16 protein-coding genes are annotated in these 16,166 nt (G+C 36.9%); 1 reads left to right on the top strand and 15 read right to left on the bottom strand.

Features of this window, described 5'->3' with window-relative positions; genetic code table 11:
• Positions 1-9 precede the first annotated feature (9 nt).
• From MHI10_RS21415 to MHI10_RS09425, 6 genes are all read right to left on the bottom strand, one after another.
• Positions 10-180, bottom strand: a complete 171-nt coding sequence (locus tag MHI10_RS21415) for a hypothetical protein (RefSeq protein WP_445683216.1) — start codon at positions 178-180, stop codon at positions 10-12.
• A gap of 56 nt (positions 181-236) precedes the next feature.
• Entirely contained in the window at positions 237-1,874 is a 1,638-nt protein-coding gene (locus MHI10_RS09445) for a glycoside hydrolase family 10 protein (RefSeq protein WP_340784919.1), read from the bottom strand.
• Between the two features lie 131 nt (positions 1,875-2,005).
• Positions 2,006-2,905, bottom strand: a complete 900-nt coding sequence (locus MHI10_RS09440; protein WP_340784918.1) for a S16 family serine protease — start codon at positions 2,903-2,905, stop codon at positions 2,006-2,008.
• Positions 2,906-3,057: 152 nt separating this feature from the next.
• The gene (locus tag MHI10_RS09435; protein ID WP_340784917.1) at positions 3,058-3,585 is read right to left on the bottom strand and encodes a GNAT family N-acetyltransferase; all 528 of its coding nucleotides are present in this window, start codon (positions 3,583-3,585) and stop codon (positions 3,058-3,060) included.
• A gap of 198 nt (positions 3,586-3,783) precedes the next feature.
• On the bottom strand, positions 3,784-5,217 hold the full coding sequence (gene hpaB, locus MHI10_RS09430; RefSeq protein WP_340784916.1) for a 4-hydroxyphenylacetate 3-monooxygenase, oxygenase component: 1,434 nt from the start codon (positions 5,215-5,217) through the stop codon (positions 3,784-3,786).
• Positions 5,218-5,362: 145 nt separating this feature from the next.
• On the bottom strand, positions 5,363-5,989 hold the full coding sequence (locus tag MHI10_RS09425; RefSeq protein WP_340784915.1) for a LysE family translocator: 627 nt from the start codon (positions 5,987-5,989) through the stop codon (positions 5,363-5,365).
• 514 nt (positions 5,990-6,503) lie between these two features.
• Between MHI10_RS09425 and MHI10_RS09420 the strand changes: the two genes are divergently transcribed.
• On the top strand, positions 6,504-7,046 hold the full coding sequence (locus MHI10_RS09420; RefSeq protein WP_340784914.1) for a GNAT family N-acetyltransferase: 543 nt from the start codon (positions 6,504-6,506) through the stop codon (positions 7,044-7,046).
• A 189-nt stretch (positions 7,047-7,235) separates the two neighbouring features.
• On the opposite strand, the gene MHI10_RS09415 is transcribed toward MHI10_RS09420, so the two are convergent.
• From MHI10_RS09415 to MHI10_RS09375, 9 genes are all read right to left on the bottom strand, one after another.
• On the bottom strand, positions 7,236-8,384 hold the full coding sequence (locus MHI10_RS09415; RefSeq protein WP_340784911.1) for a cyclically-permuted mutarotase family protein: 1,149 nt from the start codon (positions 8,382-8,384) through the stop codon (positions 7,236-7,238).
• A gap of 206 nt (positions 8,385-8,590) precedes the next feature.
• Positions 8,591-9,445 (bottom strand): MurR/RpiR family transcriptional regulator, encoded by an 855-nt coding sequence (locus MHI10_RS09410; RefSeq protein ID WP_340784910.1) that lies wholly within the window; start codon positions 9,443-9,445, stop codon positions 8,591-8,593.
• A 42-nt stretch (positions 9,446-9,487) separates the two neighbouring features.
• The gene (locus MHI10_RS09405; protein WP_340784908.1) at positions 9,488-10,366 is read right to left on the bottom strand and encodes an ROK family protein; all 879 of its coding nucleotides are present in this window, start codon (positions 10,364-10,366) and stop codon (positions 9,488-9,490) included.
• 89 nt (positions 10,367-10,455) lie between these two features.
• Positions 10,456-11,151 carry an N-acetylmannosamine-6-phosphate 2-epimerase gene (locus MHI10_RS09400; protein WP_340784906.1) on the bottom strand — a complete coding sequence of 232 codons (696 nt, stop codon included), beginning with the start codon at positions 11,149-11,151 and terminating at the stop codon, positions 10,456-10,458.
• Positions 11,152-11,177: 26 nt separating this feature from the next.
• Positions 11,178-12,014 (bottom strand): carbohydrate ABC transporter permease, encoded by an 837-nt coding sequence (locus MHI10_RS09395; RefSeq protein WP_340784904.1) that lies wholly within the window; start codon positions 12,012-12,014, stop codon positions 11,178-11,180.
• A 12-nt stretch (positions 12,015-12,026) separates the two neighbouring features.
• On the bottom strand, positions 12,027-12,911 hold the full coding sequence (locus MHI10_RS09390) for a carbohydrate ABC transporter permease (protein ID WP_340784903.1): 885 nt from the start codon (positions 12,909-12,911) through the stop codon (positions 12,027-12,029).
• Positions 12,912-12,982: 71 nt separating this feature from the next.
• Entirely contained in the window at positions 12,983-14,377 is a 1,395-nt protein-coding gene (locus MHI10_RS09385; protein ID WP_340784901.1) for an ABC transporter substrate-binding protein, read from the bottom strand.
• 25 nt (positions 14,378-14,402) lie between these two features.
• On the bottom strand, positions 14,403-15,047 hold the full coding sequence (locus MHI10_RS09380; protein WP_340784900.1) for a GDSL-type esterase/lipase family protein: 645 nt from the start codon (positions 15,045-15,047) through the stop codon (positions 14,403-14,405).
• Entirely contained in the window at positions 15,044-15,961 is a 918-nt protein-coding gene (locus MHI10_RS09375) for a dihydrodipicolinate synthase family protein (protein ID WP_340784898.1), read from the bottom strand. Before MHI10_RS09375 ends, MHI10_RS09380 begins: the two co-directional genes overlap by 4 nt.
• Between the last annotated feature and the right edge of the window lie 205 nt (positions 15,962-16,166).

Below are 16,166 nucleotides of genomic sequence, written 5' to 3'. Positions count from 1 at the left end.
ACGCTTATTTTAAAATATGTTGTATAGTGAATTCGACAATTTGAATAAATGCGTTTTCGGAACATCTTGGAAGGTACTTGTCCCACTTGGTGTGATACTAAATGCGAGTACAAGTATTTTTGCCAGTTGCGCACGCGTTAGCGATACGTTTGGATTAAATGCACCGTTTGAGCCGTCTATGATGCCCGCTTGTTGAAGTTTCCTAATCGCCTCATAGTATGGATGGCTTGTAGGGGTTACTCTAGCTCTTCAGCGGCTGGGTACATAGGTATTCCGTCTTTTAAAACAAAAGTGGTTTCACTTTCCACACCTGTAGCAGATAGTGCCTTTATGCCATATGTGTACACTTTATTCTTGTTTGCAGTAGTATCTACATAAACAGTATTCCCTTTTGTGTTATAAACTACGTCTACTATATTTTTAACATCTTCATATGATCCTTCTTCTACTCCATCAAATCGGTATATGACATATTTCCTTGGTTGCGTACTATTTTCATCTGTAATAGCAAGCTTCATGCCAGAGGTCTCTTTACTCAATTTAACATCGGATGGATGCATCGGTACTGTAGGGTCTTTCCAAAAAGTTGCAGGTGTTAAAGCTTTAGTATTGTATAGTTGCTGTTTTAGATTAGCAGCATAGCCAAGTCCGTTATTGTTAATGCTTCTTAGAGAAAAATGCATTTGTCCTTGAGCATTTTTATTTGCTCTGTTGTCGATTACTTGGCTGGCAAGTTCCGTCTTATTTTTCCATGCAGCATCTGCGTCATTGCCAACTTTATAATCGGCCGTCCCAATATACAGATTGACAGGATGGGCTATTGCGTACGTTTCAACTTCTTTTCCCCACCAATCTAATAAAACAGAGTAATTGGCTACTTTATGACTTCTAGACCAATAGATTTGGGGAGTAATGTAATCGATACTGCCATCTTTCATCCACTGTCTTGTATCCGCATAGAGGTCACTGTAGTTACTCATGCCATTTGTGTTACTACCTGTAGCATCTTGCCCTTTGTTGCGCCAAATGCCAAACGGAGATATGCCATATTGAACATGTGGTTTAATATCGTTAATGCTTGCATAAACCTTTTTTACTAATTGATTTACATTATCTCGGCGCCAGTCTTCAATATTTTTGAAAGAGCCACCATATTTTTTAAAAGTTTGTTGATCTGGAAAATTCTCACCTTTAATTTTATAAGGATAAAAGTAATCATCCATATGTACAGCATCGATATCATAGTTGCTTACTAATTCTCTGACAGTTGATACTAAGTAATTTTGTACTTCTGGCAAACCAGGATTTAAGTAGTATTGTTTACCGTATTTCACTACCCAACTAGGATTTTTGCGCGCTACATTGTCAGTAGTTAAATCAGACAAAGAATGTGAAGGCATAGTGATCCTATATGGGTTTACCCAAGCATGAAGTTCTAGGCCTCGCTTATGTGCTTCGTCCAGCATAATTTGCAATGGATCAAAACCCGGGTTGGTCCCTTGTTTTTTGCCTGTTATGTACGCTGACCACGGAGCAAGCTTAGACGGATACAGTGCATCATTTAATGGCTTAACTTGAAAAATAACAGTATTAAAGTTATCAGCTTTTAATTTGTCTAAAGTTTTTTGAGCCCATTGCATATATTGGGCTTGACTCATACCTGACTTCATATCAATATTATTGATTGTTGAAATCCAGGCTGCACGCATTTCATTTTTAGGTAGTGAATTAGCTGTAGCTTTTTGATTTGTTAAAATAGGGATTAGTAACAGTAACACCAAGAAAGTTACTACATACTTGCCGAAAAAATTTTTAAACATAACTAATAAAACCTCTCCTTTTTTTGACTCTACACCATAGCCTGTACTTGCCAACACATATCACTATAATCGAACGCTTACGTATAGTCGGATTTATTTTAAGTCAAGTACATGTTTGATAAGGGCCCATTATTTATCATAAAGATATTTCAACTACTAGTGCAGATCATATAACCTAGCTGCTATTATATTAATTTTATTGTAGCATAATTCGACACATTGATTTTCTCAATTTCTTTCACTGCTTCATCTATATGTTCAACCGCAATGATTTCAATTTTCAACTTTTTCTCTAGCTTAACTTTTTGAGCTTCGACTTCATTTCCGATTGGTAAAATGATATAAGGCATATTATTTTTTTCTGCTATGAGTATTTTAGAAATGACACTACCAATTGCGGATACATTCCCCTTGTTATCAATTGCACCTGTCACAGCTAATGACAATGTATTTTCCAGCTGCCCTTTTTCATAAAGTCCGCTTAATGCTAGCGCTAACCCTGCACTATCCCCTTCTAAATCTTCTCGATTAAAGAAATTTTTGATGCTCGGTGAATCGGACTGCAAATAGGCATTTACATTACTTTTCATATCATTAAAATCGTTCGTCTTGAATCCGATGTAGCCGAGTAATTCATTGTTTTTGGAAAAGTAACGTATTCGGTTTGTTACCGATTCATATTCCAAAACTTCTCTATGCTGCGTGTATTCCAATGACTCAATCATGTATTTAGGGTCTTCAATATATGGTACGTTCGTTGTTGAAACTGCCATCACATAGATTCCCGATTTTTCAACTACCTCGATAGGCTCCATGTAACTCATGGCTATATATGTATTCGCTTCGTATGATACTAGACGCAGCTCAAACAGGAATAATATCACCAAGAGAATGGCTATCGCTAAAAATATATTTTGCTGTTTTTTAAATAGAATAACGAAAATAATAGATAAAGTTAGCCCAACCATTATTAGTGGAAGGAATACAAAACTATTAATCGTATCAGAAAAATAAGCTATCAAACCTACTACATACAATAATAAGGGCAATAGCAAAAGACCGATCAACTTCAATTTCTGACTCACAATTAAACCTCCTTCAAATCGAACAAAGCAAGTTAGAAAAGTGGACTAAATCTATCGGCTGCCCTTGCCCCGTTTTAAAGATTTCAAATGTTCCGCGCGCTGTTTCAATTAGCAGTTGTTCCCATTTCATGAAAAATCCCCATTTCTATCGTTTATTTACTTAGCTTTTCAATTACAGCATTTACATCTTTCCAGACATAAATCGCTTCCTCTACGACCGTTCCACCAATGGTTAATGGGACGGATTTCACATACTCCGCACCATAATATTCATAATAATAGCGCGTTTTATTGTCGGCTAATACGTCAACGTAAATTGTTTGAAACTGCCTTTCCTTGAACGATAGCATCATTTCCTTCAATAGCTTTTTGCCAATTCCCCGCCCTTGATATTGCTCTAATAAATAAATTGTGGTTAGGTCGCTTGCATTTGGCACTAAATTAGTTTCCCTTGTGGCGCCATCTGCAAAGCCGACAATCTCACCTTTTTCATTTTCCGCCACTAATACAACGTTTTTTTCAACGGCAATATTATTTCGCCATAACTCTTCCCGTTTAACATAAGAAAGATTATCTAAAAAACTTGATGGTAAGATTCCTTTGTATGTAGTACGCCAACTATCTACATGTACTTTTGCAATTCCTTGTGCGTCTTGCATCGTTGCTTTTCGAATAGTCATTGTCGTCACCTCGAATAATATTTTTTCCGGAAAAATTTGTTTATACCTAATTTTACCACTCACTTGATTTTTTGACTATTCCATTAGGCAAACGGTTAGAACTTGAAATGTGACGGATAGAATCGCCAGTTTGATGGATATCCAAAAAAAAAATAGCTTGCAAAATCAGGACGATTTCACAAACTATTTTCTAAAACACTATGACTTCCGTAAAAAGTCTTCCATCCGCTTCACTAGATGTTCTCTGCTATATGATTGATACAAATTGCTCGATAAGCGCACTGGATCACCAAAGAAAAAGCGTTCGTATAGCGTTTGCCTTGTGCCGAAACTACTCATCGTTAAATCCCAAGCGAGACGAAATTTTTTCACCCGCTCCTCTCCCCCGTCAAGAGCTGACTGTAAATACTGCTCCAAATCACCGTCATCAGCTTGAAAGGCCTTCTCAGTTGGGATGGACATTAAACCACTGGCACCGAGCAATTGAATAATTTCCGTAAAGGTCGGATATACCTTTGGGAAAATTTGAATCGCTACTTGCAGCGTCGGATGATCTGGTCTTAAATAGCCAAAGCCATCCCGTTTCGCCTCTTCCTCTGACTTTAGCAATAGCGCCTTCATCGTTTCTAAAGCGACAATTACTTCGACAACCTTTTGCTGAACATGCTGATAATTGCCAATATTGATCGTGTCAACAATCGATTGCACAACCCCTAAAACAAATTCTGTCTTAGTAATTTGCCGCGACAATACTTGATGCAAGGAAAACGCTTGGAATCCACTTACATTCATAAACTGATTGGCCACTCCAATATTATCGTAATAAAATACCCGATGCCACGGTACAACAACATCATCAAATACAACAATCGCATCCATTTCTTCAAAGCGACTACTTAACGGATGATCAAACGTGGACGCTCCTCCGACAAATGATTGCCGACAATGGAACTTCAATCCTTTTGTATTACTCGGGATTGAAAAGCAAAAGCCTTTTCCTTCATCATAGCCATTTGTTGATAAAACAAGTAATTCATCCGTAATTCCACCTTGAGTAGCAAGCAATCTAGCCCCTTTTATTACTAAACCTTCACTCGTTTTATTTACTATTTTTGCTGCAATTGTCACTTCATCCTCTTCAAAATAAAACTTTTGTCGATTTACTTGTGGCTCAATAAATGTATGAGTCATCGTCAAATCTTGTTCGCGTGCATATTCATAAAATTGAAGTAAATGCTCCGGAAAACAATTCGGCTTCCCTTTCAAAAAGTCCGCTGCTGATGCAAGTGCCATTAAGGTCGTATTCATATAATCCGGGCTACGTCCCATGAAACCATGATGCGATAACGCCCATTCCCGTGCCGCATGTCTCCGCTTCACTAAATCTTCCTTCGTTATTGGCTGTAAAAACGACATCCCAACGTGTTCACCACTCATTGGGGACAAATACAGCATCACATCTTTCAGTCCATCTCGATGCTGTAAATCAAACAGCTTTGCCTGGCTTTGCATAATCCCTTTGAATGCTGGATGCTCCGAAACTTTCCCTGCGACAACCTCCCCATCTATCGAAATATATGTTTTCAATGCATCAATACGGTCAATATACTGTTGTCCAGTCATCGCTGACATACACACACTCCTAATTTTCGTCGATTACTTTGTTTTCATTTAATATATGACCTTCCAGAATTATACGTTCCCTTATTTAGGCTGCATAATGACCCGCAAAAAAAACAGCAACACTAGCTAAAACCCGCTAGCATTACTGCCTTGGTCATCCATTTGTTTTTTCCAACGCCAGCTTCATTCCAAAGCCGATTAATACACTTCCTGTCAACACTTCAATGACTGATTGCGTTGCTGGACGTTTCATGAAATTGCGGATAATCCCAAGTAAAAATACATAGAGAACAAACCAAAGTAACGTCAACACCGTATAAATGACGCCCATCAATAAAAATGACCAAAATGGCTCACTGCCTAGCGCTAAAAACTGTGGTAAAAATGTTAGAAAAAACACTGCCACTTTCGGATTCGTAATATTCGTAATAAAACCTTGTTTAAAAAAAGAATTTCCCTTCGCCACTACGAGGATTTCTTCATCCACTTGATTTTTCTTTGCGCGCATATTCATCAACGTCCGAATTCCTAAATAACAAAGATAAGCTGCACCGACGTATTTTAAAGTCGAAAATGCGATAGCTGATTTTACGATAATAGCCGACAAGCCTGCCACCGCTGCAATCGTATGAATGACTAAGCCAAGACACGAGCCAATCATCGTTTGCATACCCGCATTACGCCCACCGACAACCGTATTTTTCGTCACAATCGCCGTATCTGGGCCAGGTAAAATAATTAATAGCACACATGTAATAATAAAAAGCGTCACATTGACCATGATCATCCCTCTTTTCTCTTTCTTCTAAAAATAATATGATTTTTCTGATTATAATAGAAATTTTTTTCCGCGCAATGGACTTTTTCTTTCGTTTCAAAAATCTATAGAGAATGGGCTGAAGTTACTCTACATTATGTAAGTCAATTACGCCGAGGCGTAATTGATTTCTTTAAGTAACGGTATTCCATCTTGCGCACCAAGCTTTTCAATTGATGTAGCAGCGCATAAATTGCCAATTTTAATACTTTTAAGTAGTGAATTTCCGCTCGTGATAGCCTACGTAAATGCCCTAGTAAACGTATCCCCTGCGCCTGTAGTATCTACTGGGGTTGCTTCATACGCCTTCACATTCACAATTTTGTTCCATCATGGTATACAACACTTTGAAAAGATATTAATAATCGTAGAAATAGTAGTCAATCTCACTTGTTGCCATTACCACTCCATATAATTATGCTATAATCCCTAAATAAGGTTTTTCGGTTAATAGTAAAATGAATAGGAGAAAAGATTTATGAAAACAATTAAATTAATCAAGCATGATAATCAATTTGCATTTGATATTCACCGCTTATCACAAGCACCAGAAGTAAAAAATGCACTCGGGTTACCGGATCAAACAATTGAGGATACAAAAGAGTTTAATTATCGTATGTTAGAAGATGAAAAGAACGGTAAAACTGTTTCACGTCTTATTTTAAATGAGGAAGGGAAATTGATTGGCGTCACATCTCTAATGTTCATCGATCGCGCGAAGAATAGTTGTCATATCGGTAGTTGGATTGGCTATGAATATTGGGGACAAGGATACAATTTACTTTCTAAAATAGACATGTTAAAACTAGCGTTTGAAGAACTTCGATTAGATGTCGTGTTTGCAGGTGCAAGAACTGTCAATATCCGCTCTCAAAAAGCCCAACAAAAGTTACCATTTATTCGATTAAACGTTGAAAATGAGTTTCCCCAAGAACATAAATTTTTAGAAAATAAGGAAAAGCAATCATGTATCCTTAATGCTTTTTATAAAAATGATTTTATTCAATTTATGAATGAATAATCGAGTTTGTAAAAGAATACCCGCAATCTGTAAATACAGCACTTGAAGAAGGAGTTTTCTGTCGGATAACGATAAAATTTCCTTACTATAATCTCATTCAAAACTTAATCCCCTATTCTCTTTAAATAAGAACAGGGGATGATTATAATTTTTTCTAATCAATGTCGAGTATTTCCACCTAAACTTAATTTACTTCGAGAGGATTGTTCCCGAATAAATAGCATTTGTTCTTACTCCTGGTTTCGTTTCGCCATTGATTGAATAAATCGTATCCTTCATTAAAACGAGACCTTCCCCACAAGGTGCATCAAACGGAACTTTCCCTATTGATCTCCAAGTATCATTTTTAGCGTTATAAATTAAAATATCTTTATTCCAATTGAAATCAACAGGGTCTGTCGTGAAGTATTTCGTTCTGAAAGCTACTAAGTCATCCCCTTGTAATGTGCCCAAATTTTTTACGGCATGATCATATACTTCTTTATTGAACCCGCCAATGACCATCATTTCATCTTTATTTAATTTGACTGAGTTTGCGCCTAATAATGAAATTTCTTTTTTGCCCACTTTTACTGAAGAAGCTTTTGACCACGTATTTTTTTCAATATTGTATTTATAACCATCTGTATACGCGATAGATCCTCCACCACTAAATACGTACAACTGTCCATTTAAAATTTGCGCCACACTTTGATTGCGCACCGCTTCTCCTGGAATAGAGGCTAATTCACGTGTTTTTGACGTTTTTAAATCATATTCATATAATTTATTGCTCTCTTTTCCATCTTGTTTGCCCAGTCCAATATACAATTTCCCATCTTTTTCAGCTGCAATTCCATCACTAATCGTAAATGGTAAATCGCCTACTTTTTTTGCGTTTAGTTTATTTTTTTTGTCCACAGTTAGCAATGTAATGTCATCTGCGAATTCTTTTTCTGGGCTACCTCCAATGTAATAAACCCCATCGTCAGTCGTTACGGAAGATCCATAGCCAATCTCATGATCAAGATTTGTATGCTCGACCATTGTTAATTTATTATTACTCTTCTTTAATACATAGATATCCGAGTAATGTTGCTTTGCACCCCCATCTAAAACCGTTTCGTAAGGGAAATTTGCCCCTCCCCCAACGATGACATAATCCTTATAAGACCCAGCTAAAACGCCTGCAGTTCCAATATTTTTATCAAATCCCTTTTGTGCTTCTAACTGTCCTGCATGTTCCCAAACGATTCTTTCTACTGGTTTTCCACCCTCAGCAGCACTTACTTGTCCACCAATACCCCCACTTAAAATCAATAAAGATGCCATTGCCGTTACGAATAATCCTTTTTTCAAATAAACTCCTCCTCATTTTTTAGTTCAAAATATCACTCAATCGCTTAATTTCACTATAACCCCCTAAGAGTTTTGAATTTTCAGTTAATTATAGTTAAAAAAGCAGTTTTCTAAGTCATATTTTGTTATATAAAACAATTACGAACAGTCAATATGGTCCTGACTATTCGCAACAGTTTAAATATCCAAATTCATAGATTTCCACTTTACAGCATTTTTTCAATAACAGCATTAGCCGTTCGTTCTTTGTTGGGAACGGCTTCCTTATTCGTTCGTTTAAAATATTCAAAGTAGAGCAAATCTAAAAGGTACAGTTGCGCGATCTTTGCAGATAAACTCCCCCCTTGAAGTGGTCCTTCATTTGCACCGCAAAGCAAGGTAATATCCGAGTAGCTCGTCAAAGGAGATTTTGCGAATCTTGTGATGGAAATAATTTTTGCGCCGCTTTCTTTTGCTACTTTTGCCACTTCGATCGTATCTTTTGTTGAACCTGAATAGGAAATGAGAACAGCTACATCTTTCTCTGTCATTAAGGCAGCAGACATTACTTGAAGATGCGAGTCGAGAGAGCATTCTGTTTTATTCGTAATTCGCATAAACTTATTTTTTGCTTCCATTGCAGTCATTAAGGAGGATCCTACGCCAAAAAAGTGAATTCTTTCTGCTTGTACCATACTTTCAACCGCATCGGAAATATCTTTTTCTGACATTAAATTATACGTCTCTGTCAGTGCATGGACATTTGAAGATAACGCTTTCGATGCAATTTCGCCAATTGTATCCTGCATTGTAATAATGTTGGAAAGTTGCGGTGTTTCGTCATCAAGAGAAATGCTATGTGCTAACACAATTTTAAATTCTTGATATCCTTTTAAATCCATCGTTTTGCAAAATCTAAATACACTGGATTCCCCTACATTACATGCATCTGCCAAATCCGTGATGGACATATAAATTACATCTTTAATATTTTCAAGAATATAGTCAGCTACTTTCTTCTCTGTGTTCGTAAATGCATTGTACCTCGAATGAATGAGTGAAAAAATATCTTGGTTTGCCATGTTGGAGCTCCCTTTATTTCAATTTCAATTTCAATTTCAATTTCAACTTAAATGTAATGATACTGCACCAAGTAGACCCGCTTTATTTCCAAGGGAGGCTTTCATAATTTTCACATCTGAAAAGCACTCCATCGTCAACTCTAGGACTTTACTTGATACTATATTGACAACTGTTTCTTGCTCCATCACGCCACCACCGATAATAATTGCAGGTGGATTAAAAATATGAATCAGAGATGTGAGGCCTAACGCTACTTCTTCAACCCAGTCATTCAGAATGCTTTCGAGACTTTTATCTCCCTTAGCTAGCCGTTCAAAAAACATACGACCATTCATTACATCGGGATGTATTTCCCTCGCCTTCTTGATTAAAGCAGTTGTCGAAGCATATGTTTCATAGCAACCAGCCTTACTACAGTTACACGGATTTCCAAAAGGATGGGTAATGATATGTCCACACATCGCCGCCAAACCGTTATGCCCTCTATAAATTTTAGAATTCATTACAATGGCACCACCAATACCTGTACCATATGTTAAGCAAAGAAAATCATTAAAGTCCTTCGCAACCCCGAATTTTTGTTCTCCTAAAGCGGCCGCATATACATCATTTTCAACTTTAACGGGAACTTTAAAATGATTTTCTAAAATCATCTTTAATTGTGTGCCGGTATAGTTTGGGATATTGTCATTCGCATAAATGATCGAACCTTCCCTGCTATCCACCTGCCCAGCTGTGCTAATGCCAATCGCATCAAAACCCTCGAATTCGCTCATTATCTTAATTAGTTTTTCAACTAAATATTTTCCACCTTTTTTACTTTCCGTGTCGAACTCTTGAAATAACTCAATCCTGCCCTCTTTATTTGAGATGCCAACTTTTATAGATGTCCCACCAATATCGGCTGCCAATATTTTCATTTTCGTCACCCTCTACATCTATCTCTTCATGCATAATAAATGCCGTTTTTTGCATTGGAGGAAAGAATTTATACAATAAAGCATCTTCCCTATTTATCATTTAGTGCAATAATAAATCGCTTAGTTATTTCCATTGGTCGTGTAATTGCCGTACCCACTACCGCTGTATGAACACCTACTTCAAAAACATGCTTCAGTTGCTCAGGCGTCCAAATTCCCCCTTCTGCAATAACTGGAATTGGAAAATCTTGCACTAATCGTTCCATTAACTGTAGATCAGGTAATGACCGATTTTTTGTATATTCCGTATAGCCGCTCAACGTTGTGCCTAAGCAATCAAACCCTAATTCATACGCCTCTTTTGCTTCTTCATAAGTCGAGCAATCCGCCATAAAAATTTGCTCTTTATACGTTTCTCGAATTTTAGGGAATACTTCACTAATCGTCTTTCCATCCGGTCGAATCCTTTTCGTTGCATCCAGTGCAATAATATCTACACCTTCATCGTAAAGAAGTTCAATCTCTTTATTCGTCGGAGTGATGAATACATCTGATCCTTCATGCACCTGTTTTATAATTCCAATAATCGGCAAATCAACGACCTTTTTCATCTCTTTAATATCTTCCACACTATTGGCGCGAATCCCCTTTGCCCCTCCTAGCATTGCAGCATAAGCCATTTTACTCATAATAAAAGGACTATGAAGGGGTTCTTCTGGCAGTGCCTGACATGAAACAATTAATTGCCCTCGAATGCGGCTGAAAATTTCCTGTTTTTTATTCATTTACATACATCTCCACGTAAAAAATATTACTTATCCGATCCAAGCGTAATTCCTTTTGTAAAATACTTCTGGAAGAAAATAAATATAAGTAACATCGGAATCGCTGCGACTGTTGCTCCAGCCATTTTGTAAGCAAAGTTTGGATTTAAATCTTGCATCAATGTTGCAACCCCCACCATGAGCGTTTTTGAAGCTTTATCTTGCCCAACTACAAGCTGCCATAAATAATCATTCCACACTTGAACAAAGTTAAGAATAAATAAGGCACCAATCCCCGGCTTTGCTAGAGGTAGCATGATTTTATAAAAGATTTTAAATTCACTCGCGCCATCGATTTTTGCCGCTTCCCTTAAAGAATCAGGTATTGTATCAAAAAATCCTTTTAGTAAAAATACGCCAAAAGCCGTTGCAACGTTCGGGAAAATCATCCCACTTAACGTATTGACCATACCGAAGTCTTGAATAATTCGAAACAACGGAACAATCATGACTTCTTTTGGAATCATTAAACTTGATATAAAAATAATGAACAGAATATTTTTCCCTTTAAATTGAAGCTTTGAAAAGGCATAAGCTGCAAGGGAACTTACAATAATTAAGGCAAACGTGGAAACTAAAGCAACAACTAAACTATTGTACGTCCATGTAAATGCGGGCTGATTGTTAAAAACATCTGTATAGTTGCTCCAAGTAAAGGTTTTTGGGAACCAATCTGGCGGCATTTTCACAACATCCGAGCTGTTTTTAAAGGAACTTGTTACAAGCCAGTAAAGTGGAAATAAACTTAGAACAGCAAAAAATGTGACGATAATATTGAAGATAATATCGATTTTCTCTCTCTTCTTCGCCTTCTTTTTAAACATTGTTGTTCACCCCTAATCCTTCTTAAACATAATTCTTAGCTGTGGAATCGAAAGTAGCAACGTAATTAAGAACATAATGACACCGACTGCCGAAGCGATACCAAGCTGATTATATTTGAATGCATTATTATATAAGTAGTACATAAGCGTTGTAGAGGCATTGTTTGGTCCTCCACCCGTTAAGAGCTGGATGACAACGAATATTTTAAGTACCGCAATAATGTTCATAATAATGATGTAGATTGTTGTTGGCTTGACCATTGGAATGATAATCTTAAAAATTACTTTCATTCGACTTGCCCCGTCTACTTCAGCTGCTTCAAAAAGCTCCTTTGGTACGCCAATCATAGATGCTATGTACAGGATGATTGCTTGCCCAACATTCGTCGCAAAAGTTACGAAAATAATGACAGGGAGTACCAATCTTGTATCACCTAAAAAATTCACAGATGCAACTTCCAATTCCCTTGCTACAAATGGAATAAGACCATTGGCTGGGTTTAGTAAAAAGCTCCAAATCATACTCATGACAACCATCGAAACCATGACTGGAATATAATATGCCCCTCTAATAAATGACACATATTTCGCATTTTTATCAAACACAGCTGCAGATACAAACATGGCAAAAACAACCGTTAATGCAACAATAAATACAACAAAAATGACGGTGTTAATTGTCGATTGAATGAAGACAGGATCACTAAATAGTTTTCGGTAATTGTCCAATCCAACAAATATTTCATCTTGATAGTTGATTTGGAATAAACTTAATCGGATACCTTCAATAATCGGGTAAACTAGGAAGATTAAAAAAAGCAATATTTGAGGTGCGACAAATAAATAGCCCGTAATATTTTCTTTATTAGACTCTTTGATGATTTTCATGCGCATCATTTACCTTTCTACAATTTAAGCCCCTTGGAAGGGGCTTAAATTGATATAAAGTTATAGTTCATGTGAGAATTTTATTTATAAATGACTGAATTTGCTTTTGCCTCTTCAATTACTTTATTCCCTTTTGTTTGATAGCTTTCTACCACTTCTTCAGCAGTTTTTGCACCTGTATATAATGCTTGTAGTTCTGGATATAACACTTGTCGTAATTGGCTGTATCCTGGTACATTCCCTGTGAAATTAAACACGTAAGGATCGTTTGCTGAATACGCTGCGAAGAAAGGTTTTTCTGCACTAAATTCTTCTGCAACAGATGTTCTTACTGGTACGCCATTTTTAGAAGCCTTTACTAGTTCTGGATCTGTTGAGATAAATTTCACGAAATCTTTACTTACTTTAATTCTTGTTTCGTCTTTCGTATCAAAAACATTTGCACCTGTCACATAAGTGAATGATAATGGATCGCCACTTTCAGATGGAATATTCGCAAGTCTCATATCAAATTTAGGAGCTTTTCCACTTTCCATATCAGCCATTGCGTTACTGTATAAAATCGCGTTCGTAAAGCTAATTGCTAACTGTTGATTTTGGAACATTGCATTTACATCATTTGAAGAAACAGACTCTGCACCTGGATTTGTTAAACCAGCATCATAAATGCCCTTCATCCAGTTTGCCGCCTTCACACCATTTGCATCATTAACAATTAATTGCCCGTTATTATCAAAGAATTGATTGCCAAACATTCTTAAATACGCAAGGTTCCATGTATCCCCTTGATTATTAAGCGCAAATAAGCCCATTGGATATGCGTTTGAATACGTTTCTTTTGGTAGATTTTCTTTCAAACCATTCAAAATTTCCTCATACTCCGCTAGAGTCCAAGTTTTAATTTCTTCTTCCCCACCAATGTATTTTTCAAGTCCCGCCGCTTTAAACATTTCCGCATTATAAGCTAAAGTACCTGGGTTATGTGAAAATGGGTAGAAATAAATATCATCACCGAAAGTTACATTATCCCAATAGTTTTGAGAGATATCTTTTTTTGCTGCATCGTCCACAATATCATTTAAAGGTACTAATGCGCCTCGGTGAGCATAATCTCCCATAGCGAATACGCTCTCAAAGAACACATCTGGAGGCGTTCCACCGTTAAGATTTACGTTTAACAGCTCGTCCCTTTGATCACCTGCAACGACTTCTACATTGACGTTTACTTTGTGGTCCTTATATTCCTTCTCAAATCTTTCTGCTGCATGTTTGAAGAAGCTATCATAGTCCGCTCCCTCTTCTGAACCATCTAAAACACCTTTCCACTGTGGTGTTAACCAAACTCTAAGTTCAACTGCTTTACCTGAATCAGATTCCACATCCGACTGACCCGACTCTTTTTCTGTACAACCCGCCAATGCTGATAGGACAAGCCCTGCCGCTAAACCCATTGTCAAAAAGCGTTTTTTAAACATGAACATTTCCCCCTTATTCATCCAATTAATATGATAAAATGCTTTTGATTTTATGAAATACTAGCTTTGATAATAGCTCGTGTCCTTCTTCATCAAGATGCATAAAATCAATGTTATTCATTGGTACAAGCCCCTTTGTATCAAGAAATTCCGTACCTTGAACAGCAAGTAGTTCCTTTAAATACTTTGACATTTCCTCTGATTTAAGATCACATTCACTTCCCATTGCAGGACCTACTTCCGTTTCGGAGTATCCTTTTTCAATTGGAGGTGGTGCAATGACTAATATTTTCGGAAAGCCTCCCATTGAAGCAGCCGGAGTCGTTTTTGCCTTTTGTGAAAGTCTCGCAATTCCTTGCGCGATATTATAAGAAGTTAAATGAAATCTTTCCTTTGTATCATTTGTGCCAAGCATAATAATGACCAGTTCTAAAGGTGCATGGCTCATTAAGCACGGATGAATGTAGGAATACCCATTTAGCCCTTCGAATAATGGATCATCCATGACACTCGTTCTCCCGGATAATCCTTCCTCAATTACTTGAAACTCATCTCCTAGCATTTCAGCTAATAGACTCGTCCACCTTGCCCCTTCTGGAAATCTCTCCTTCGTTTTCGCGTTATAGCCCCATGTATTTGAATCTCCAAAACATACGATTCTTCTTTTCATTTAGTTGCCTTTAGATACGTAGAAATGGCTTGATCAATCAACTGTTTAATGTCTTTTACTTTGGCCAAGTCTTCTCCTATAACTGGCTCTAATGGTCCTCGAACACTACCAATATTAACCCCATCTAACTTAATCACTTCTTTAATAGCCGAATACATCGAGCCATTCAATGAGCATAAAGCGATAATGATGTCATTAATATCTCTTTGAATTTTTCTCGCATCATCGAAGTTTCCTGTTGAGACAAACTGCTCCGCCATTAAGAAAAGTTCTGGCATCACGCCATACGTTCCACCGATGCCACTATCCGCACCAATTAATCTTCCAGCAACATATTGTTCATCTGGTCCATTAAAGACGATGACATTTTCATCAACCGCCTTGAATCGTTCAATATCCATTACAGGCATGGAAGAATTTTTAACTCCTATAACCTTTTTATTCTTTAATAGTTTCTCAAATAATTGAATAGAAAGGCTATATCCTGTCGTTTGCGGAATATTGTAAATAATAAATGGTAAGTCCGTTGCATCCATAATTTCAGTCCAATACTTATAGATTGAACTTTCAGGTAATTTGAAATAGATTGGTGGAATTGCAGATAGCGCATCATATCCTAATTCACTTGCATATTTTGCTAGAATGACACTTTCTCTCGTAGATGGTGCGCCAACATGTGCGATTAATGTGCATTTCCCTCTTAAACTTTCAGCAACAAATTTTAATGTCGCTTTTCTTTCTTCAAGGTTTTGATAAATGCATTCTCCTGAACTGCCACCAACGTAAAGACCTTTAACCCCTTTGTTGTACAAATAGTCGCATAATGCTTTCGTTCGATTTTCTGAAACATCTCCTTCATCATCATAACAAGCGTAAAATGCAGGAAATATTCCTTTAAATTTTTCTAAGTTCACTTTGACCCCACCTAAACTTAATGTAGTAATTACTTAATTCCCCAACGTCCCTCCCAATTTCTTCTTGTTAACGCTTACAAGCAATCATATACTACACTTTAAAGTATGTAAATAATTTTCTGAATATTTTATTTTTTAGGAAATTATTTTCATAGCGGATTCTATCATTTTCTATCCATTGACAAAGTTCACCTTTTCAAGCAAA

Origin of the sequence: Solibacillus sp. FSL K6-1523, assembly GCF_038005225.1 — a bacterium.
In the GTDB taxonomy this organism is placed as follows: domain Bacteria; phylum Bacillota; class Bacilli; order Bacillales_A; family Planococcaceae; genus Solibacillus.
This window is presented reverse-complemented; position numbering and strand designations above follow the sequence as displayed.

Bases quoted from the DNA above. Each gene is read 5' to 3' on its own strand.
- MHI10_RS09435 (WP_340784917.1), bottom strand. From the start codon at position 3,585: ATGACTATTCGAAAAGCAACGATGCAAGACGCACAAGGAATTGCAAAA.
- hpaB (WP_340784916.1), bottom strand. From the start codon at position 5,217: ATGTCAGCGATGACTGGACAACAGTATATTGACCGTATTGATGCATTG.
- MHI10_RS09425 (WP_340784915.1), bottom strand. From the start codon at position 5,989: ATGGTCAATGTGACGCTTTTTATTATTACATGTGTGCTATTAATTATT.
- MHI10_RS09420 (WP_340784914.1), top strand. From the start codon at position 6,504: ATGAAAACAATTAAATTAATCAAGCATGATAATCAATTTGCATTTGAT.
- MHI10_RS09410 (WP_340784910.1), bottom strand. From the start codon at position 9,445: ATGGCAAACCAAGATATTTTTTCACTCATTCATTCGAGGTACAATGCA.
- MHI10_RS09405 (WP_340784908.1), bottom strand. From the start codon at position 10,366: ATGAAAATATTGGCAGCCGATATTGGTGGGACATCTATAAAAGTTGGC.
- MHI10_RS09400 (WP_340784906.1), bottom strand. From the start codon at position 11,151: ATGAATAAAAAACAGGAAATTTTCAGCCGCATTCGAGGGCAATTAATT.
- MHI10_RS09395 (WP_340784904.1), bottom strand. From the start codon at position 12,014: ATGTTTAAAAAGAAGGCGAAGAAGAGAGAGAAAATCGATATTATCTTC.
- MHI10_RS09390 (WP_340784903.1), bottom strand. From the start codon at position 12,911: ATGATGCGCATGAAAATCATCAAAGAGTCTAATAAAGAAAATATTACG.
- MHI10_RS09385 (WP_340784901.1), bottom strand. From the start codon at position 14,377: ATGTTTAAAAAACGCTTTTTGACAATGGGTTTAGCGGCAGGGCTTGTC.
- MHI10_RS09380 (WP_340784900.1), bottom strand. From the start codon at position 15,047: ATGAAAAGAAGAATCGTATGTTTTGGAGATTCAAATACATGGGGCTAT.